The organism is Paenibacillus sp. FW104-T2 (genome assembly GCF_058789975.1).
The window spans coordinates 1-20,648 of the sequence record NZ_JBYTCE010000001.1 but is presented as its reverse complement, the minus strand read 5'-3'; the positions used below and the strand labels follow the sequence as shown (position 1 = coordinate 20,648).

The following is a 20,648-nucleotide window of genomic DNA, read 5'->3' as shown; positions in this document are numbered from 1 at the left end:
GGCTTCTGCACCGGGCAGGAAGCCATTGCGTCTTCAATTTCGTGTTATTTCGTCATGATGACCACACGCCGATTGGGCTCTTCGCCCTTGCTGTACGTCTTAATCTGCGGGTGGTTTTGCAGTTTCGCATGAATGACCTTGCGTTCGAGTGGAGGCATCGGCTCCAGAACAACTTCCTTGCCAGAACGAATCGCTTGTCCAGCCAGACGTTCAGCCAGATCCTCAAGTGTCTTCCGGCGGCGTTGGCGGAAATTCTCCGCGTCCAGTACAATTCGAACGAAACTTTCCGAATAACGGTTAGCTACAATGTTCGTAAGATATTGAAGTGCATCGAGTGTCTGTCCACGTCTGCCAATAATCATGCCAAGATCCTCCCCGGCAATATTGAAGATATGTCCATCCCGCTGCTTTTTGATATCCACTTCAACATCCAGTCCCATACCTGCTGCTACTTCTTTTAAGAAAGCAGCCGCTTCCTCATAGGGATTTTTAGCTGCGACATCCTCAAGTTTAGCTTCAACCTGAGGTATATGTGCGGCCGGCTCGACCCGCTGTGGTACAGCTTCGGGCACAGGCAGAAGTTTCACTTCAACTTTTGCCGCCTTTACCCCGATCAAACCCAGGAATCCTTTTGACGGCTGCTCTAACACTTGTATCTCGACCTTGTCCCGGCTCACGCCAAGCTCAGCCAATCCTTGGTTTACAGCATCTTCAACGGTTTTTCCTGACGCAATGACTTTGGTCATTTCGATTTTTTGGCCCCTTTCGACCCTTTTCCAGAGACGGTTGCCTTGCCACCGTTTTTGCGTTTAGCTCCATTTTTGGAGGAGCTATTCTGCTTCACGTTGACTTCAGCCACGACTTTATCATTATTCCGGTAAAGGAAATAGTTTTGCACGATCGTGTAGATGTTACTGTAGAACCAGTACAGCGGCAACGCTGACGGGAACTGGTAAGACATTACGAAAATCAAGATTGGGTAAACCCACAGCATGAACTGCATTGGTCCAACCTGTTGTGCAGGATTCATGCGCATCATCATCCATGTTTGTACGAATGTTGTGATGGCAGCCAGCACAGGCAGTATAAACAGGTGATCCGGCGCTCCGAGCTGGAGCCACAAGAAGTCATGTGTTCTCAGACTGGAGTTACCGTAAATTGAGTTATAAAGTGCGATGTAAATCGGCATCTGAATCAGAAGTGGTAGACAACCCGCCATCGGATTAACTTTATTCTCCTGAAACAACTTCATCGTTTCTTGCTGAACTTTCTCAGGTGTATCTTTATACTTGGCTTGAATCTCCTTCAACTGCGGCTGTATTGCCTGCATGGCTTTGGAGCTGCGGACCTGCTTCATTGTTAGTGGCAAAATCAACGTCCGCACAATCAGCACCATGACTAGGACAGCTAGTCCATATTCACCGTTAAACCAGTTGGCGAATGTATCGAGCGCCAGTGAGAACCAGTAAACAACATTGCTTTGCCAGAATGAGTCACTGTTTTTCAGATCTTCCGTCGTAACCCCGGATCCTTGCGGAGTACACCCCGCTAGTACGGTGACCATTGCAATGACTGCAATGAGGAGAATCCACTTCCCCTTTGATGTCTTCAATCGCGACACTTCATAACCCCTCTCTTAACCATTCCATTCCACCGTAAATCATACCATAATTAGGAGGACAAATAAACCGAAGCTTACCGTTTGTTAGGCTTAAGAAGAGCCGCTTTGCGCATAACGTGCAGCAGACTTTTCTCCATTTCCTGATAGGTCATGTCCAGTGCCCCTTTTCTCACGATGAAGATCAGGTCCATCTGTGTGACAATCTCTTTTTCATGGTGCCTTATAATTTCCTTAATCATGCGTCTCATCCGGTTTCGTACGACAGCGTTTCCGATTTTCTTGCTGCATGATACACCTACCCGGAATTGCTCCGTATCTTTACGGCGGCAGCCATACACCACAAATTGATGATTGGCAAAAGATTTCCCATACCGGTATACGCGGCTAAAGTCCGCCCGGTTTCGCAAACGCAGTCTTTTATACACGGCGCTTCTCCTTGCTGTTCTCCACCATCCATATTGACGGAGGCCTCATTACTGATTTAGTATAGGCTTTCTTGAATAACGGTAAACTGTTCTAACGACAACTTCATTATATATAAGGAAACTTTTTTATAAATTCCGTGACGGATTAGATCCTTCTTCCATAAAGAAACAGACATTTTCGCCCTTTTTCGCAGCCAATTCAGACCCGATCTATATCAGCATCCAGTCTGAAATGACTCATTTAAGAAAAAAAAGACCACCTCGGTGGTCTTCTCATGCATTAAGCACTCAGGACTTTACGGCCTTTCAGGCGACGTGCAGCCAAAACTTTACGGCCGTTGCTCGTGCTCATTCTTTTCCGGAAACCATGAACTTTTTTACGTTTGCTTACGTTCGGTTTGAATGTAGGTCTCAATGTATTGCACCTCCTTACAAGGAAATACTTATGTGATGAATCATTTTCATCTTCACAGAAAACACCTTTATACATTTAACCACGTACACCTGGAAAAGTCAACTCTAACCCACTTCACTTCTCCCTCTTTTTATAGCCCTTTTCAGCCTGCCCCTCAGAGCTCGTAACACTTTAGCAGATTTTGATTTGAATAAAATAATTTTTGAAGCGAAAAAAGTTATCCCCAACAAGCCTCGCGCTGTCTCTTCCTCCATCACTCCAACGGTTATCCACACCCCAACTTGGACCTCTCGTTCATCTCTCACCCTCCACTTTTAGTAACCAGAAGTTATTCACATGTGGATAACGAATTCAACTACGTTTTATTCGTATTGGCATTTTCCTTTTATACAATATTTTCTTCCTACTGAAGGCTACAAAATTCGCTAATTATTTTCTCAACTTATGTAGTACATTTTGTTGAATATAGGACCTTGTTTAAAATTTTATGTATCCGCTTTAATCTGAAGGTTTACAAGCTTTCAAGAAAGGTGTAGGATAAAAACCACATCTTGTATACAAGTATACTTAAGTATTCAGGAAGAGAATATCCGCGTTACCTAACACTCTTTTTGATTTATAAAAGGACTGATCTTCGGCTCTTTGAAAACGGTATTAGGAAAATAAGATATAGACTTCTGCTTGCTAATCAGACAGCATGCAAACTGCAAAAAGGTTATGCTATGATCAGTGTACAGGTCCACCTGAGATGGATTACCGAGTACTGGACCTAGAGAACTGATTACTTGAATAGGAGCGTTAGCCATTATGTTGTTTCCTTCTTCCTGGCTGCAGGGAGCTTCCCGCGGGGAAGCCATCGCCTGCGAATTAAGGCTGCGCATCATCAGTGGAACACTGCGTCCTGGAGAGATTTTGTCTGAAAATCGAATTGCCGCTGATTTTGACAGCAGTCGTTCACCTGTCCGCGAAGCCCTAAGAACACTGTCGAATGAAGGACTGATTCGGCTTGAACGGATGGGTGTGGTGGTCCTTGGATTGAAGATCAAGGATGTTGAAGAGCTGTACGACGTCCGTTTTCTAATTGAAAGCTTTGTCCAGCAGCGACTAGCAGGGTCTGTTCCCGAGCAATTGATTACTTCGCTTCGTAATATACTGGACAAAATGGAGCTGGCAGGTCGGCATCAGGATGCCGTCGAGTTTGCTTTTCAGGATCTGACTTTCCATGAGACTATCATTGAGGCAGCCGAGCATTCCCGTATTTCACATTTATGGAGAAGCATTCGTTATGTTGTCATGACGGTTATGCTGCTAACAACCCGCAGGGTGTTTGATCAGGGCGATCCAAAAGTAAGCGCTGTAATTCAAAAACACCGATTGCTGATTGAAGCACTAGAGTCAGGTGACAAAGCATCCATTCAGGCCGGCGTGCGTACGTACTTTCAGGATTCCGGCAAAACCCTGCATGAGAGCTTCGACTCCTGATCATGTCAGAAAGTTTATATTTTTCGACTTTGGTTTAAATAATGACCACCGTTCGCAATCACATCCAAGTGGATGGATTGTCATTTAAGTTGTCGACAAGTATACAAAATGCGATTTAGTTTCAATTTTTGGGCATATTAAAGGGATACAAACTTCCCTGACGGCAAATTCACTTGTAAGCGTTTATATTCAAAACAAAGGAGCATACATCATGAGCACTCTTTTTGGACTATCCCATAATGCAACATTGTTGGTGTGGACATTGATTGCGATCGTATTTCTGATCGTGTTGATCTCCAAATATAAATGGAACCCCTTCGTTACCCTTTTAATATCCGCTTTATTGCTTGGTCTGCTTGCCGGTATGAAACCTGCCGATGTGATCTCTTCCATTACGGGTGGACTCGGCGGTACGCTTGGAACCATAGCCATTGTCATCGGGCTTGGCACGATGCTGGGTAAAATGATGGCCGAATCAGGCGGTGCCGAGCGCATTGCAACCACACTGGTCGATCGCTTTGGTGTAAAACGTGTGCACTGGGCCATGATGATCGTTGGTTTTATCGTAGGTATTCCTGTCTTCTTCGAAGTTGGCGTGATCCTGCTGATTCCGATTATTTTCACCGTTGCACGTAAAACCAATATGTCTCTTCTGCAGATCGGGATTCCGATTTTGGCCGGTCTGTCGACGGTACATGGTCTGGTTCCACCACATCCGGCTCCTATGATCGCTATTGATGCATTCAACGCGGATTTGGGGAAAACCATTTTGTACTCCCTCATTGTTGGTATTCCGACAGCGATTATCGCAGGTCCTTTGTTTGGTAAGTTTATTGGCAAAAGAATACACACGGAACCGCCAGCCGAGCTGGCAGAGCAGTTCGCAACGAAGAAAAACACCAATCTTCCAGGGTTCGGCATTACCCTGTTTACGATTTTGCTGCCAGTCATCCTTATGCTAATTGGCTCCATTGCCAATATCGTAGATCCCAATGCGACAAGCGGCTTTACGGTCTTTTGTGAGTTTATCGGACATGAGATTATTGCCCTGTTGATATCCGTTGTGTTTGCCCTCTTTTCGCTCGGCTTCGCACGCGGATTTACCAAGCACGACATTTCCCGTTTCACCAGTGAATGTCTGGCGCCTACGGCAACCATCATCCTCATTATTGGTGGGGGCGGAGCGTTTAAACAGGTCTTGATTAATAGTGGTGTCGGCAATGCGATCGCAGAAGTTGCCACTCACGCCAATATCAACGTCATCCTGTTTGCTTGGCTGGTTGCGGCACTGATCCGGGTAGCCACAGGCTCGGCAACGGTTGCCATGACAACGGCAGCAGGTATCGTTGCTCCGGTTCTTGCGCTGACTCCAGGAGCCAATATCGAACTGGTTGTACTTGCTACTGGTGCGGGATCACTTGTTTTGTCCCACGTGAATGACGCGGGCTTCTGGATGATTAAGGAGTTCTTTAACATGAGCGTCTCCCAGACGCTGAAAACGTGGACCGTTATGGAAACACTATTATCCGTCGTCGGACTGATCTTTATTTTGCTGCTGAGTGCCGTGATCTAAGACAGATCGTATCTATTTAGAAGATAAATTTTACTGTATCAAGGGAAAGAAGGATTACACCAGATGAAAAAATATATGATTGGTATGGATATCGGGACCACCAGCACCAAATCCGTATTATTTACTGAGCAAGGTGAGGTTGTGAGCACTTCCACTCAGGAATATCCTCTATATACACCTGCTCCTGATGTAGCTGAGCAGGATCCCGAGGAAATTGTACAAGCAGCTATTCGCTCGGTACGTGGAGTCATGGATCAGAGCAGTGTAAGTGCAGGACAAATCATGTTTTTGTCCTGCAGCTCTGCCATGCACAGTGTGATTGCCATGGACCAGGATCATAAGCCGCTCACTCGCTGCATCACGTGGGCAGATAACCGCAGTGCAGCCTGGTCAGCCCAATTACAGGAGAGTGGACAAGGTCATCGGATCTATTTGCGCACGGGCACACCGATCCATCCCATGTCTCCCCTAACCAAACTCATGTGGCTGCGTCATGATGAACCAGACCTTTTTCAGCGCACAGCCAAGTTCATCTCCATTAAAGAATATTTGTTCTTCCGTTTGTTCGGACAATATATCGTGGATCATTCCATCGCCTCCTGCACCGGTCTTCTCAACCTGGAACAACTAGATTGGGATACGGAAGCGCTGGAGGTTGCAGGAATCACACCTGACCATCTCTCGCAGCTTGTTCCTACGACATATACAATAGAGGGAATGGACATCGAATGTGCAGAGAAAATGGGTCTCTCCCCCTCTACTCCTTTTGTGATCGGGGCAAGTGATGGAGTGCTATCCAATCTCGGCGTAAATGCCATCGAGCCCGGAGTCGTGGCAGCAACCATTGGTACCAGTGGTGCCATTCGTACGGTCGTTGATCGCCCTGTTACCGATCCCAAAGGACGGACCTTCTGTTATGCCCTCACGGAGGATCTCTGGGTCGTGGGTGGGCCTGTGAATAACGGTGGCATGCTATTTCGCTGGGTACGTGACGAATTTGCGGCATCCGAAGTGGAAACAGCAAAAAGGCTGGGCATTAATTCATATGACGTCCTCACCAAAATTGCTGAGCGAGTCAGCCCAGGTTCTGAAGGACTACTGTTCCATCCTTATTTGTCAGGAGAGCGTGCCCCACTATGGAATCCGGATGCCCGTGGTTCTTTCTTTGGTTTAACCCTCCATCATCAGAAAGAACATATGATTCGTGCTGTCCTGGAAGGGGTCATTTTCAACCTGTATACGGTCTTGCTGGCCATGGAAGAACAGATCGGGCAGCCGACCTCCATTCAGGCTACCGGCGGATTCGCACGTTCCCCTCTCTGGCGTCAGATGATGTCTGATATTTTCAATCAGGAGGTCGTCGTCCCCGAGAGCTTCGAAAGCTCCTGTCTGGGTGCCGTCGTCCTTGGTCTGTATGCTACAGGGCGAATCAAGTCACTTCATGCCGTCTCTTCTATGGTGGGGACAACGCACAGACATACCCCTGTTAGAGAAAACGCAGCAATTTACCGGGAACTACTCCCGATTTTCATTCGCATCTCGCGCAAACTTGAAGAGGAATATGCGGATATTGCAGAATTCCAACGCAAATTGCCCTTAAGAACCAAGTAAAGGTTCCCTCATAGAATCACCAAAAAAAGAGGTTGTTCACTTAGACCACTCGCTGGCCTTAAGGAACAACCCCTTTTTTGTCCATTTTTAATTCAATGATTTGATTCAATCTATTCTCCCCATCCGGCATTTACGACAAATTTATGACTTCCTTCCCCTATCCAGCCAGCGCTTCAACCGTCCTCTTTTTAGTGTTAATCAGCTTGTCTGCCTCTATTATCATTGCTGCGAATCTCTGCTTATTGCATAAAACCCTACATGAGGTTAAAGAGGATAATTCAACAGATCCCCACAACGATCATTCTGAATTCGTGGTTATCCACAGATGTGTTATTCACAACTAAGGAGTCATTTTACACACAATTTAGCGATTTTCGACGAACAACCTGTGTATAAAACATTTTGGCTGTTTGGGTCATCCTGTCGAAAATTAAACAATTTATAAACAATATATTGTGTTGTGATTAAAAATTATACACAAGTTATTGAATTTGTGGATAAAATCTCGCGATACGTTGAAATGCGGGGCTTCTTTTGCTATGATTGTATTACTTTTGGATGTGAATATGTGATCTGACCCATAATATTATCAACAGCCTGTGGATAAAGTTGTGAACAATTTTCCGTTGTTCATTCTTTTTTTGTTTTCGACCTGCGGGGGTTTGGGGATAAATTCCGGCAATATATCTCGTATTTCGACACTGCATCATGGCTTAAGCCACACTTGGAACATGTAAAAGGAGTGACAGTCTGTGGACAGCCATACTTCTGATTTATGGCAGCAAATCTTATCAATCATACAAAACAAACTCAGCAAACCCAGCTTCGATACCTGGTTCAAAGCAACCAAAGCAACGAAGCTGAATGACAGTTCAATTGTCATTTCCGCGCCGACTACGTTTGCCGTCGAATGGCTGGAGAGCCGTTACACCAAATTGGTAGGCTCGACAGTATATGAACTGCTAGGCAAGCAAGTCGATGTGAAATTTGTCATCGAAGAGAACAAGCCTGCTGAACCCGATCCGCAGCTGCCGGCGCCAACGCCTACGGTAGTTCAGGAAGAAGCGGTTCTCAGCATGCTGAATCCCAAATATACATTCGATACATTTGTCATTGGACCAGGCAACCGTTTTGCCCATGCCGCATCGCTGGCGGTCGCTGAAGCGCCCGCCAAAGCATACAATCCTTTGTTTTTATACGGGGGAGTTGGACTCGGCAAAACCCACTTGATGCATGCCATTGGCCATTACGTTTTGGAGCATGATCCGGGGAGCAAGGTTGTTTATTTGTCATCTGAGAAATTCACGAACGAATTCATTAACTCCATCCGTGACAACCGCGGGGAGAGCTTCCGTAACAAGTACCGGAATGTCGATATTCTGCTTATAGATGATATTCAGTTTTTGGCGGGAAAAGAATCAACACAAGAGGAATTTTTCCATACGTTTAATGCGCTGCATGAGGAACGGAAACAGATCATTATCTCCAGCGACAGACCACCGAAGGAAATTCCAACTCTGGAAGAGCGGCTTCGTTCCCGCTTTGAATGGGGACTCATTACGGATATCCAGCCTCCGGATCTCGAGACACGGATCGCCATTTTGCGGAAAAAGGCGCGTGCGGAAAACCTCGATATTCCTAACGAAGCAATGATGTACATCGCCAATCAGATCGATACCAATATTCGTGAACTGGAGGGCGCACTAATTCGGGTGGTTGCCTACTCTTCACTGACGAATCAAGACGTTACGACTCATCTGGCTGCAGAAGCATTGAAGGATATCATTCCTTCCAGCCGTCCTAAAATGATCACTATTCAAGACATCCAACAAAAGGTCGGCGAGTATTACAGCCTTAAGCTTGAAGATTTCAAAGCACGGAAGCGGACCAAAGCCGTTGCTTTCCCTAGACAGATTGCCATGTATCTATCGCGTGAACTGACCGATTTCTCCCTGCCCAAAATTGGGGAAGCCTTCGGAGGACGAGATCATACGACTGTGATTCATGCGCACGAAAAAATCTCCCAATCGATCAAATCCGATCAGGAGCTCTACAAAGTTATCAACAACTTAACCGAAAAAATTAAGAATCCAACCTGAACAAGTCCCAAGCCTATGCACAACGTGTACACATGTGGATAGGCTTAATTTTATGGGTTTATACCCACTTATCCACATATTCAGTGCCCCTATTACTATTATTACTAAAAAGATCTAAAAGATATCATCTCCAAATACGCCGTTTAATGCTCGGCCTTCGGCCTTTTGTTTAACACCTTTCAATACCCAAACACCCAAAAAATCCGCTAGGAGTGAAACCATGAAAATCAGCATAATGAAAAGCTACTTGAACGAATCCATCCAGCATGTATCCAAAGCTATCTCCAGCCGTACGACAATCCCCATCTTGAGCGGGATCAAATTCGACGTTAATCATCAAGGTGTGACGTTGACAGCAAGTGACACGGATATATCGATTCAATCCTTTATCCCGCTTGAAGAGGGAGATAAAAGTGTAGTTCAGGTTGAACAACCAGGTAGTGTTGTACTGCCAGCCAAGTTTTTTGTCGAGATCATCAAGAAACTGCCTTCCCAGGAAATCCACATGGAGGTCAAAGACAATTTCAATACCTTCATCTCGGCAGGTGCTACCGAAATTCAGCTCGTAGGTTTGGATCCGGAGGAATTCCCGGTATTGCCAAGCATTGAAGAGAACCAAACGGTATCCATTCCAGGTGATCTGCTTAAAAACATGGTGAAGCAAACGGTGTTCTCCATTTCCACTCATGAGACGACTCCAATCCTGACAGGTGTACTCTGGAGCCTTGCTGACAATGAGTTGAAATTTGTGGCAACAGACCGCCACCGTCTTGCTACTCGTTCAGCAATGCTGGATAATGCAGAGGGAGTGCGTTTCAACAATGTCGTCATTTCGGGTAAAACGCTGAACGAACTCAGCAAAATCGTGCCTGATCAAAATACGCTTGTGGATATCGTAGTCGCTGACAACCAGGTCCTGTTCAAAATTGACCGTGTCCTGTTTTATTCACGCATTTTGGACGGAACATATCCGGATACTTCTAGAATTATTCCGACTTCGTACAAAACAGAACTTGTTTTGGATACCAAAAAATTAAGTGAGTCGATTGACCGGGCTTATTTGCTGTCGCGTGAAGAGAAAACCAACATTGTGCGCATGCAGACGATGGAATCCGGAACGATCGAAATTTCATCAAGCTCATCTGAGCTGGGAAAAGTAAGAGAAGAAATTGAACCGGCCGAGTTTACCGGTGATCCGCTGAAAATCTCGTTCAACTCCAAATATATGCTGGATGTGCTGAAAGTGGTGGAGAGTGAGCAGCTGATGATCGCTTTTACCGGCGTCATGAGCCCGATCATTTTGAAACCGCTGGATGACAGTCACAGCCTTTACGTCATCTTGCCTTACCGGACGACCAACTAACGAAAGGAAGATTCCAGTGAACCGAGTAACGATTCGTACGGAATATATTAAGCTTGACCAATTTTTGAAACTGGCAGATTGCATCCCGACTGGAGGCATGGCCAAAGCCCTGCTTCAGGAAGGACTTGTACGTGTGAATAAAGAGCCAGAGGAACGCCGGGGACGCAAGTTATACCCTGGGGATATCGTTGAGGTGGACGGAGAAGGCGCGTTCGAAGTTGCCGCAGAATAGACAGTTTGATCCCTGCTGCCTCCTGACGGACGGGATAAAAGGGAGGTTAACCGCTTGTTTGTCAACAGCATTGATCTGCAGCAATTCCGCAATTATGAACATCTGAAACTGGAATCTTTCGGTCCAGTGAATCTGTTAATCGGGCAAAATGCCCAAGGGAAGACCAATCTTGCAGAGGCCATCTTTGTGCTTGCGCTCACCAAGAGCCACCGTACTTCCCGCGACAAGGAGCTGATCCGTTTCGGCGAGGAACGTGCCAGGCTTGCAGCAGAAGTCGACAAAAAGTATGGAACCGTGAATCTGGAGCTGTCTTTGTCGCAACAAGGGAAGAAGGCCAAAATCAACGGGCTTGAGCAGCGAAAGTTAAGTGATTTTGTCGGCGCACTCAATGTGGTCATGTTTGCACCGGAAGATCTGGAGATTGTCAAAGGCACACCGGGGGTACGCCGCCGGTTTCTTGACATGGAGATCGGACAGGTGGCACCAGGCTACCTGTATCATCTTCAGCAGTATCAGAAAGTGCTGGTGCAGCGAAACAATCTGCTGAAGCAGTTATGGGGCAAGGATGCTTCTGCCCAGACGATGCTTGAGATCTGGAATGAACAGCTGGCTGAACATGGTGTTAAAATCGTCAAAAAAAGGAAACAATTCATAAAGAAACTGCAAAAGTGGGCCGAAACGATTCATCAAGGGATCACCGGAGGCGGGGAAGTGCTGCGTCTGGCCTATCTTCCATCCTTCAGCGAAGCCGCTGAGGAAGATGAAGCTGTTTTAATGGACCAATTTATGATAAAATTATCACAAATGAAAGAGCAGGAGATTCGCCGGGGCACAACCCTTAGTGGGCCGCACCGGGATGACCTGTCCTTTTTCATTAACGACCGGGAAGTACAAACGTATGGTTCGCAGGGGCAGCAGCGCACAACGGCGTTGTCCCTTAAACTTGCGGAGATTGAACTGATCCACGAAGAAATCGGAGAATATCCGGTCCTGCTGCTTGACGATGTGTTGTCCGAGCTGGATCCTTTTCGTCAGACGCAGCTGATCGAAACGTTCCAGAGCAAGGTGCAAACCTTTATTACAGCTACGGGAATCGAGAGCCTGAACGTTGACAAGCTCAAAGATGCCAGTATTTATCATGTTCATGCCGGACAGGTTGAACGCTAAGGAGTGAGGGTACATGTACATTCATCTGGGCGGCGAGAAAATTATCCGTTCTTCCGAATTGGTCGCTATTTTTGATATATCGATTGAAAAATCCTCTAAAATCTCCAAGCAGTATGTCACGCATGCCGAGCAGGAAAAAACAGTGGAACGCATCGGTGAAGAGGAAGCCAAGTCTATTGTCGTGACCAAGAATATTGTGTACTATTCACCTATTTCCTCAGCCACGCTTAAGAAGCGGGCTCACATTTTCCCTGATCTTTAGACCTCTACAGGTAGGGTATAGTGTGTCTTCTGCTGCTTGTCTTTAGTTTTGACTACTTGCTGAAAGAAAGCAAAGATGATCATTCAGCATGCATTCTTAGTTAACGCATATTTACGATATTGAATCTATAGAAGTAGGTGAAAGGCATGTCTATGAATCAACCGTCATATGATGCGAATGAAATTCAAGTCCTTGAAGGACTGGAAGCCGTACGGAAGCGTCCGGGGATGTACATCGGTTCCACCAGTGCCAAAGGTCTGCATCATCTGGTCTGGGAAGTAGTGGACAACAGTATCGATGAGGCGCTTGCGGGTTACTGTGACCATATTGAGATCAGTATTCACGAAGATAACAGCGTCACTGTCGTCGATAACGGACGGGGTATCCCTGTCGGCGAGCATGCCAAAATGAAACGTCCTGCACTTGAGGTTGTTATGACCGTGCTCCATGCAGGCGGTAAATTTGGCGGCGGCGGATACAAGGTATCCGGTGGTTTGCACGGGGTCGGTGTCTCTGTTGTGAATGCCCTCTCCGAAAAAGTGGTCGTTACCGTTAAACGTGACGGACATGTTTATCAACAGGAATACCGCCGTGGTGCTCCGCAGTATGACCTGAAAACATTAGGTACAACGGATGAAACGGGAACAACGGTTACGTTCCACCCGGATCCGGAAATTTTCACAGAAACCACGGTATACGATTACGATACGCTGCTTACCCGTATTCGTGAGCTGGCGTTCCTGAATAAGGGCATCGGTCTTACTTTGACAGATGAGCGCACAGGTGCAACGAATTCGTTCCTGTACGAGGGCGGTATTATCGAATACGTCTCCTTCCTGAACCAGAAGCGCGAAGTATTGCATGAAAATCCGATCTACGTTGAAGGATCCAGAGATAATATCCAGGTGGAAGTTGCCCTGCAATACAATGACAACTACACCGAGAATATTTATTCTTTTGCCAACAACATCAACACGCATGAGGGCGGAACGCATGAATCGGGCTTCAAGAGTGCATTGACCCGGATCATTAATGACTATGCCCGCAAAGCGGGTGTAATCAAGGACAGCACAGGTAACCTGTCCGGGGATGACGTACGTGAAGGTCTCACAGCTATTATCTCTGTCAAGATTCCTGAGCCGCAGTTTGAAGGACAGACCAAAACGAAGCTGGGTAACAGCGAAGTGCGCGGAATTGTAGAGTCCCTGTTTGCCGAGAAGCTTCAGGAGTTCCTGGAAGAGAATCCTTCGGTATCCCGCCGCATTCTTGAAAAGGGATTGCAAGCCGCTCGTGCACGCGAAGCAGCACGTAAGGCTCGGGAATTGACAAGACGTAAGGGCGCACTTGAAGTGAGCTCCCTGCCAGGTAAACTGGCTGACTGCTCCTCCAAGGACGCTTCGATCAGTGAACTGTACATCGTCGAGGGTGACTCTGCAGGAGGTTCTGCGAAGCAGGGTCGTGACCGTCACTTCCAGGCGATTTTGCCGCTGCGCGGTAAAATTCTAAACGTGGAAAAAGCCCGTCTTGACCGGATTCTCGGCAATGCGGAGATCAGGGCGATCATCACTGCAATGGGTACGGGTATTGGTGACGACTTCGATATTTCGAAAGCCCGTTATCACAAAATTATTTTGATGACCGATGCCGATGTCGATGGTGCTCATATCCGGACACTGCTGCTGACATTCCTGTATCGTTACATGCGCAAAATTATTGAGGCAGGCTATGTGTACATTGCACAACCGCCATTGTTCAAAATTGAGCGCAACAAAGTAATTCGTTATGCCGGTTCCGAGAAGGAACGTGATGAAATTATTGCGAGTCTCGGTGAAAATGCCAAGTTCAATGTCCAACGTTACAAAGGTCTCGGCGAGATGAATGCCGGACAACTGTGGGAAACCACGATGGACCCTGAAAGCCGGACGATGCTGCAAGTATCGATCAGTGATGCAATGCTCGCGGATGCAATGTTTGACACCCTAATGGGAGATAATGTTGAACCTCGTCGTGATTTTATTCAGGAAAATGCGAAATATGTGAAAAACCTCGATATCTGATGATACGGGAAGAGGCGCCTGCTGGGCGCCTTTTTCACTTTAGTGGGCTGTTGAAAACAGGAAATCCAAAGGCTAACGTGCCCGACTTTTCACTTTAGAAGAGGATGCTTGTGGTTTGGCAGCATTGCGTGATGTTTTCTTTTTTTTGGAGGGCAACCTGCCGTAGGCAATTGCATATCGTTTAATCCTGCGATAGGCCTCTTTGTCAGGCAGTAAGCCAAAGGCATAGATACCAGGTAGTGTGTTGACTTCCAGGATCCAGGGGCGGCCTGTTTCATCGAGGGCAATATCAATACCGATCTCTTTGAGTCTTGGAAAGGACTTTTGCAGCTGAACAGCAGTATGAACACCAAGTCGGTAAAGCTCGCTGCGCAGCTTCTGTAATCCGGTTGCTTGGAGGTGGGGTAGAACCAGTTCTTCGAATGTGGCCAGCCGTCCGCCACCATGAATATTGGTTATGATTTTCCCCGGTGCAGCAATTCTGCCGAGAATGCCCGTCGTCTCCCAGTTGTTCTTCAGATTCTTTTGCGTGAGCACGCGTAAGTCAAATGGCAGATCTTCGTGTTTGAGGAGAGGGATGCCCTGCTGAATAAGGTAAAGGTGTCCCTGAATTCGCTCTTCCAGAGCTTGATGGAGCTCCTCAAGAGATGAATACGACTCCTGTTTCGTGCCATGTTGGAGCTCATAGGATGTAACTTGGAGTGAGGAAGTCTCTAGACCCTGTGAGCTGGATTCAGCAAGGGAGGGTTCGGCAGTAATGTTCTCCTCTGCATTGGAGTGATCAGGGGTTGGAGGTTCACTGAAGGAGTGGACTGTCTTTACTCGCATTACCCCATTACCGTAGGTCCCATGGTCAGGCTTAATATAATTGAGCTCAAACAGTTCAGTCATCCGTTCAAGAGTTTGGCGATCGTATTGCCTTGTGACAGGGATATATTCATTCACAGTACGGCTGCGCTGCAACACAACTGTTTTGGTCCATTTGCTGGAGACACGCTGGATACTCAAGAAGCCACCAGTCCTTTCTTGTTTTTATCAGAGTTCCCTAAGAGCAGCAGTACGGAGAAATCAAAGGACAAGAGATGATATCAGTGGTATAATAGAGAAATATGACGTTTTGTGCGTTTGGCTGCACAATTGCTAGTTTGGACGTAGAACGGGAACGGCACCAGCCTTAATACACGCAGTACATATGCCGCTTTTCTAGCATTGTATGTGTAAACGGAGAGGAAGGCAGGGCTAATCCCCAGACTGCTTAAAGTTCCCGGAAGAAAGGCTATTACCCAGCGGACGTTTAATTGTGTAACTTTTGTGAAAGTAATATAATAAAGAGTAGCGTTCTTGCGCGGTTTTAGCCTTGTTAGGCTTTTCACATATACTATTTTAATGACTGAATGGAACGTTTGTTGAAGGACAAGAAGGAGGTCCAGCATGGCGGAAGAAATGAACTCGCAGATTAAAGATCGGGATATTGGCGTCGAGATGCGTGAATCGTTTATGGATTATGCGATGAGCATCATTGTTAGCCGTGCCCTGCCTGACGTACGTGACGGATTGAAGCCGGTTCACCGGCGTATTTTGTACGCAATGTCAGAGCTAGGCATGACACCCGATAAACCACATAAAAAATCAGCCAGAATCGTCGGCGAAGTTATCGGTAAGTATCACCCGCACGGTGACTCTGCCGTATACGAAACGATGGTACGGATGGCACAGGATTTCTCCCTGCGTTATATGCATGTTGATGGACATGGTAACTTTGGATCCGTCGATGGCGACATGGCGGCAGCCATGCGTTATACGGAGGCACGTTTGTCCAAGATTGCTATGGAGATGCTTAGAGACATCAACAAGGATACGATCGATTTCCAACCGAACTATGACGGTGAAGAGAGCGAACCCGTTGTTTTACCTGCTCGTTTTCCTAACTTGCTTGTCAATGGTGTCGGCGGGATTGCGGTAGGTATGGCAACGAACATCCCTCCTCATAACCTGGGAGAGGTGATTGACGGCGTTCAGGCCATGATCAAAAATCCGGATATTACGTCCATGGAATTGATGGATTACATTCATGGTCCAGACTTTCCAACGGCCGGTTATATTCTGGGACGCTCCGGAATCCGTCAGGCTTACCAGACAGGCCGCGGCTCTGTTACAATGCGGGCCAAAACGAACATCGAGGAAAATAACAACAAGGCACGTATTGTGGTTACCGAGATTCCTTACCAGGTCAATAAGGCAAGACTGGTGGAGAAGATTGCTGAGTTGGTTCGCGACAAGAAAATTGATGGAATTACTGATCTTCGGGATGAATCCGACCGTACCGGCATGCGCATTGTCATTGAGCTTCGCAGAGATGTGAACCCGGGTGTTGTACTGAACAATCTGTACAAGCACACGGCAATGCAGTCGACTTTCGGTATCAATATGCTTGCAATTGTGAATAAGGAGCCAAAAATCCTGAACCTGCGTGAGGTGTTGTATCACTACCTGCAGCATCAGATTGAGGTTATTCGCAGACGTACACAATTCGAATTGAGAAAAGCGGAAGCCCGTGCACATATTTTGGAAGGTTTGCGCATTGCACTGGATCATATCGATGAGATTATTGCGTTGATTCGTTCCTCCAGCAATACAGACGCAGCCAGAGAAGGGTTGATTGAGCGGTTCTCGCTTAGTCATGATCAGGCTCAAGCGATTCTGGATATGCGTTTGCAGCGCCTTACAGGTCTGGAACGGGAACGCATTGAGAATGAATATAACGAGCTTATGGTCAAAATCGCGGAGTATCGCGAGATTCTGGCCAATGAGCATCTGGTACTCGAAATTATCAGTGAAGAGCTGCAAGAAATTCGTGAGCGCTTCGGTGATGATCGCCGTACAGAAATCACTATTGGCGAAGAAAGTATCCTGGATGAGGATCTGATTCCGCGTGAAGAGGTCATTATCACCATTACACACACAGGCTATGTGAAGCGTCTGCCGGTATCAACATACCGCAGTCAGAAGCGTGGTGGACGTGGAGTCGTGGGTATGGATACCAAGGATACCGACTTTGTCGAGCATCTATTTGTAACCAACTCTCATAACTATCTCATGTTCTTTACGGACAAGGGTAAGGTATACCGTCTAAAAGCTTATGAGATCCCAGAGCTTGGACGTACAGCTCGTGGAACACCGATTATCAACCTGATTCAGATTGAACAGGGAGAGTCGGTTAACGCCGTGATTCCGGTGCAGGAATTCGAGAGCGACAAGTATCTGTTCTTCGCTACCCGTCAGGGTGTTGTGAAGAAGACACCGCTTGAGGATTACACCAACATCCGTAAAGGTGGTCTGATCGGAATCTCCTTGCGTGATGACGATGCTCTCATAGAGGTAAAACTCACAGATGGTCAGCAAGAGATCATCATGGGTACTTCAAACGGAATGTCTATTCGTTTCTCCGAAGGTAATGTTCGTTCCATGGGACGGAGTGCAACCGGGGTAAAAGGGATCACATTGGATGAGGGCGATGTTGTCATTGGTATGGACGTTGTCGATCAGGAGCTTGACGTTCTGATTGTTACAGCCAAAGGTTACGGTAAACGTACCCCTGTCAGCGATTATCGTATGCAGACTCGTGGCGGTAAAGGGATTAAAACCATTAACGTTACAGATAAGAATGGTGCGGTAGTCAGTCTCAAAATGGTTAAAACGGAAGAGGATCTGATGATTATCACGTCGAGTGGTACATTGATCCGCATGAGTATGGAGGGCATTTCCACGATGGGTCGTTATACGCAAGGTGTGAAGCTGATCCATATTCGTGATGAAGATGCCGTAGCCACAGTCAGCCGGATTGACAAAAATGAAGAAGAACCAGATGAAGAGCTACTGGAAGGACTGGAAGCAGGAGATGTGGAAGGTACAGCTGTAAGCCCAAGTGAAGACGCAGGTATAGAGGCGGAAGCTGAAGGCGACGATTCTGATTCTGAGGTTTAAAATACCTTTACAGTATGACCCAGTCATGAAGTAGTGGAAGTTAGATTATGAAGAAAAGAGGGGTTCCTATTCGGGAGCTCCTTTTTTTATAGTCTCTCCCTGATATAAAAATATAGGAATATAGGATGTACAGCCTGATTTATGAGTAATATAATGGGAAATATCGTGAAAACCGGGACTATAGTCTTGTTTACCATTGAGAAGAACGAAGAGTGAGGAGAATTAATATGGGATTAATAACCCTGTCTGAAGTCAAACCTGGGCTTAAACTGGGGAATGACGTACATACGGTGCGTGGTAACGTTCTATTTCAGAAAGGCAAGGTTATTCTGCCTAAGGATGTAGAAGTTCTAAGAGCCTTTATGATTCACCAGATTGATATCGAACAAGAAAGAGTCGGAACGAATGGTGCAGGTACTAAGGCGGCCGCTTCAACAAGCGGTGAGAGAAATGGGGATCAGACTGGTAAAGGTAGTATTGCTGTATCAGCCCCTGCAGTATCCTCCTTACACGAAGAGTATGAGAAGATGGTGGTATTGACCAGGAACGCCTTTCAATCCTCCCTGGCAGCTGAATTACCTGTTTATGAGCTGCGCACTCAGCTCGAAGCCTTGTTTGTACATCTCAAACAATATAATGTACTGACTTTTAGTCCAAGAGTGATGCAGGAGCATGATTACGTTTATCATCATGCTGTACTGAGTGCAATGACCTCGTATCAGTTGGCTCAGTGGATGGAATTACCCTCCAAGGACTGGATGCAGGTTGCCTTTGCAGGATTGTTCCATGATATCGGTAATAGCAAAGTAGACCCACAGATTCTCCATAAACCTACTGCACTAACTGCTTCTGAGCAGGAAGAGATCCGACAACATACGAAGTATGGCTATCAGGTTCTGAAACAAGCCAAGGCCATTAATGAAGGAGCAAGGCTGGCAGCACTGCAGCATCATGAGAAAGTGGATGGTTCAGGTTACCCCTTACAGCTGAGCGGCACGCAGATCCATATCTATGCCAAAATCGTGGCCATCGCTGATATTTTCCACGCTATGACACTGGAGAAGATTTATCGTAAAGCACAGTCTCCATATCTCGTTCTGGAACAAATTAAAAGTGAGGCATTTGGCAAATTGGATCCTGCCATCGTCAATGTCTTTATACAGCGTTCCACGCAAATCCATAATGGTATTCGGGTTAAACTTAGCAATAATCAAATTGGTGAAATCATTTTCTCCGATCGGGATCATCCAACTCGTCCAATGGTCTCCGTGGAGGGGACAATCCTTAACCTTATGCAACAGCGGCAGCTATATATCCAAGAAGTTATAGGATAAGACTTATTTGTATATATAGGAGAGCCATTCTATTAGGGGTGGTTCTTTCTTTATAAATCTTTTCAAAAAAGTACTTGCATAAAAAATCTGTACATGGTATATTCTAATTCCGGCCAAGAAAACACGAGAAACACGGTGCGGTAAGCAAACTGAAAAGCTTCGAAAGAAACTTGAAAAAAAGTGCTTGCTAAATTGGTTCGGATATGATAAGATATAAAAGTTGCTGAAGAGAACAATACTCGGACGCAATAACGTTTGATCTTTGAAAACTGAACAACGAGTGAGTAAATGATCTTGCTTGCAAGATCAACAAATGAGATTTTTAATCTCGTCAGATTCAAAATGAGCTAATCGCTCTTTTCAATACTTTATTGGAGAGTTTGATCCTGGCTCAGGACGAACGCTGGCGGCATGCCTAATACATGCAAGTCGAGCGGACTTGATGAGAAGCTTGCTTCTCTGATGGTTAGCGGCGGACGGGTGAGTAACACGTAGGCAACCTGCCCTCAAGCTTGGGACAACTACCGGAAACGGTAGCTAATACCGAATATGTGCTTTCTTCGCCTGAAGGGAGCTGGAAAGACGGAGCAATCTGTCACTTGAGGATGGGCCTGCGGCGCATTAGCTAGTTGGTGAGGTAACGGCTCACCAAGGCGACGATGCGTAGCCGACCTGAGAGGGTGATCGGCCACACTGGGACTGAGACACGGCCCAGACTCCTACGGGAGGCAGCAGTAGGGAATCTTCCGCAATGGGCGAAAGCCTGACGGAGCAATGCCGCGTGAGTGATGAAGGTTTTCGGATCGTAAAGCTCTGTTGCCAGGGAAGAACGTCCTTGAGAGTAACTGCTCAAGGAGTGACGGTACCTGAGAAGAAAGCCCCGGCTAACTACGTGCCAGCAGCCGCGGTAATACGTAGGGGGCAAGCGTTGTCCGGAATTATTGGGCGTAAAGCGCGCGCAGGCGGTCATTTAAGTCTGGTGTTTAATCCCGGGGCTCAACCCCGGATCGCACTGGAAACTGG

16 protein-coding genes and 1 rRNA gene are annotated in these 20,648 nt (G+C 46.6%); 12 read left to right on the top strand and 5 right to left on the bottom strand.

The genetic code is table 11. The features are described from left to right. Window positions 1-44 precede the first annotated feature (44 nt). From jag to rpmH, 4 genes are all read right to left on the bottom strand, one after another. The gene (gene jag / locus AC3WQ3_RS00085; protein WP_239305407.1) at window positions 45-746 is read right to left on the bottom strand and encodes an RNA-binding cell elongation regulator Jag/EloR; all 702 of its coding nucleotides are present in this window, start codon (window positions 744-746) and stop codon (window positions 45-47) included. Then, the gene (locus tag AC3WQ3_RS00080; RefSeq protein ID WP_127537615.1) at window positions 743-1,621 is read right to left on the bottom strand and encodes a YidC/Oxa1 family membrane protein insertase; all 879 of its coding nucleotides are present in this window, start codon (window positions 1,619-1,621) and stop codon (window positions 743-745) included. Before AC3WQ3_RS00080 ends, jag begins: the two co-directional genes overlap by 4 nt. 74 nt (window positions 1,622-1,695) lie before the next feature. Beyond that, the gene (rnpA, locus tag AC3WQ3_RS00075; RefSeq protein ID WP_095293513.1) at window positions 1,696-2,046 is read right to left on the bottom strand and encodes a ribonuclease P protein component; all 351 of its coding nucleotides are present in this window, start codon (window positions 2,044-2,046) and stop codon (window positions 1,696-1,698) included. 280 nt (window positions 2,047-2,326) lie between these two features. Beyond that, window positions 2,327-2,461, bottom strand: coding sequence for a 50S ribosomal protein L34 (rpmH, locus tag AC3WQ3_RS00070; protein ID WP_024629517.1), 135 nt, complete (start codon window positions 2,459-2,461; stop codon window positions 2,327-2,329). Window positions 2,462-3,268: 807 nt separating this feature from the next. Here rpmH and AC3WQ3_RS00065 point away from each other — a divergent pair. The 9 genes from AC3WQ3_RS00065 to gyrB all read left to right on the top strand — a co-directional run bounded on the left by AC3WQ3_RS00065 (window position 3,269) and on the right by gyrB (window position 14,307). Further along, window positions 3,269-3,943 carry a GntR family transcriptional regulator gene (locus AC3WQ3_RS00065; protein WP_154894406.1) on the top strand — a complete coding sequence of 225 codons (675 nt, stop codon included), beginning with the start codon at window positions 3,269-3,271 and terminating at the stop codon, window positions 3,941-3,943. Window positions 3,944-4,154: 211 nt separating this feature from the next. Next, window positions 4,155-5,516 (top strand): GntT/GntP/DsdX family permease, encoded by a 1,362-nt coding sequence (locus tag AC3WQ3_RS00060; RefSeq protein WP_492471084.1) that lies wholly within the window; start codon window positions 4,155-4,157, stop codon window positions 5,514-5,516. Between the two features lie 63 nt (window positions 5,517-5,579). Then, window positions 5,580-7,127, top strand: a complete 1,548-nt coding sequence (gntK, locus tag AC3WQ3_RS00055; RefSeq protein WP_336782672.1) for a gluconokinase — start codon at window positions 5,580-5,582, stop codon at window positions 7,125-7,127. 752 nt (window positions 7,128-7,879) lie between these two features. Beyond that, window positions 7,880-9,226, top strand: coding sequence for a chromosomal replication initiator protein DnaA (dnaA, locus tag AC3WQ3_RS00050; protein WP_095362173.1), 1,347 nt, complete (start codon window positions 7,880-7,882; stop codon window positions 9,224-9,226). Window positions 9,227-9,446: 220 nt separating this feature from the next. Continuing rightward, window positions 9,447-10,589, top strand: coding sequence for a DNA polymerase III subunit beta (gene dnaN / locus AC3WQ3_RS00045; RefSeq protein WP_127537619.1), 1,143 nt, complete (start codon window positions 9,447-9,449; stop codon window positions 10,587-10,589). A gap of 16 nt (window positions 10,590-10,605) precedes the next feature. Next, window positions 10,606-10,821: a S4 domain-containing protein YaaA gene (yaaA, locus tag AC3WQ3_RS00040; protein WP_056697580.1), complete on the top strand. Its 216-nt coding sequence runs from the start codon at window positions 10,606-10,608 to the stop codon at window positions 10,819-10,821. A gap of 54 nt (window positions 10,822-10,875) precedes the next feature. After that, complete coding sequence (recF, locus tag AC3WQ3_RS00035; RefSeq protein ID WP_095293519.1) at window positions 10,876-11,988, top strand: DNA replication/repair protein RecF; 1,113 nt, start codon at window positions 10,876-10,878, stop codon at window positions 11,986-11,988. Between the two features lie 13 nt (window positions 11,989-12,001). Then, window positions 12,002-12,250 (top strand): extracellular matrix regulator RemB, encoded by a 249-nt coding sequence (gene remB, locus AC3WQ3_RS00030; protein WP_095293520.1) that lies wholly within the window; start codon window positions 12,002-12,004, stop codon window positions 12,248-12,250. A 146-nt stretch (window positions 12,251-12,396) separates the two neighbouring features. Beyond that, window positions 12,397-14,307, top strand: a complete 1,911-nt coding sequence (gene gyrB / locus AC3WQ3_RS00025; RefSeq protein ID WP_154894403.1) for a DNA topoisomerase (ATP-hydrolyzing) subunit B — start codon at window positions 12,397-12,399, stop codon at window positions 14,305-14,307. A gap of 72 nt (window positions 14,308-14,379) precedes the next feature. Here gyrB and AC3WQ3_RS00020 read toward each other — a convergent pair whose 3' ends face one another. Then, window positions 14,380-15,315 (bottom strand): YheC/YheD family protein, encoded by a 936-nt coding sequence (locus AC3WQ3_RS00020; protein ID WP_336782679.1) that lies wholly within the window; start codon window positions 15,313-15,315, stop codon window positions 14,380-14,382. A gap of 423 nt (window positions 15,316-15,738) precedes the next feature. Here AC3WQ3_RS00020 and gyrA point away from each other — a divergent pair, with 423 nt between their 5' ends. The 3 genes from gyrA to AC3WQ3_RS00005 all read left to right on the top strand — a co-directional run. Continuing rightward, window positions 15,739-18,291 carry a DNA gyrase subunit A gene (gene gyrA, locus AC3WQ3_RS00015; protein WP_354480433.1) on the top strand — a complete coding sequence of 851 codons (2,553 nt, stop codon included), beginning with the start codon at window positions 15,739-15,741 and terminating at the stop codon, window positions 18,289-18,291. Window positions 18,292-18,518: 227 nt separating this feature from the next. Further along, window positions 18,519-19,625, top strand: a complete 1,107-nt coding sequence (locus AC3WQ3_RS00010; protein ID WP_492471083.1) for an HD-GYP domain-containing protein — start codon at window positions 18,519-18,521, stop codon at window positions 19,623-19,625. 368 nt (window positions 19,626-19,993) lie between these two features. After that, window positions 19,994-20,648, top strand: a 16S ribosomal RNA gene (locus AC3WQ3_RS00005); the annotation flags it as partial.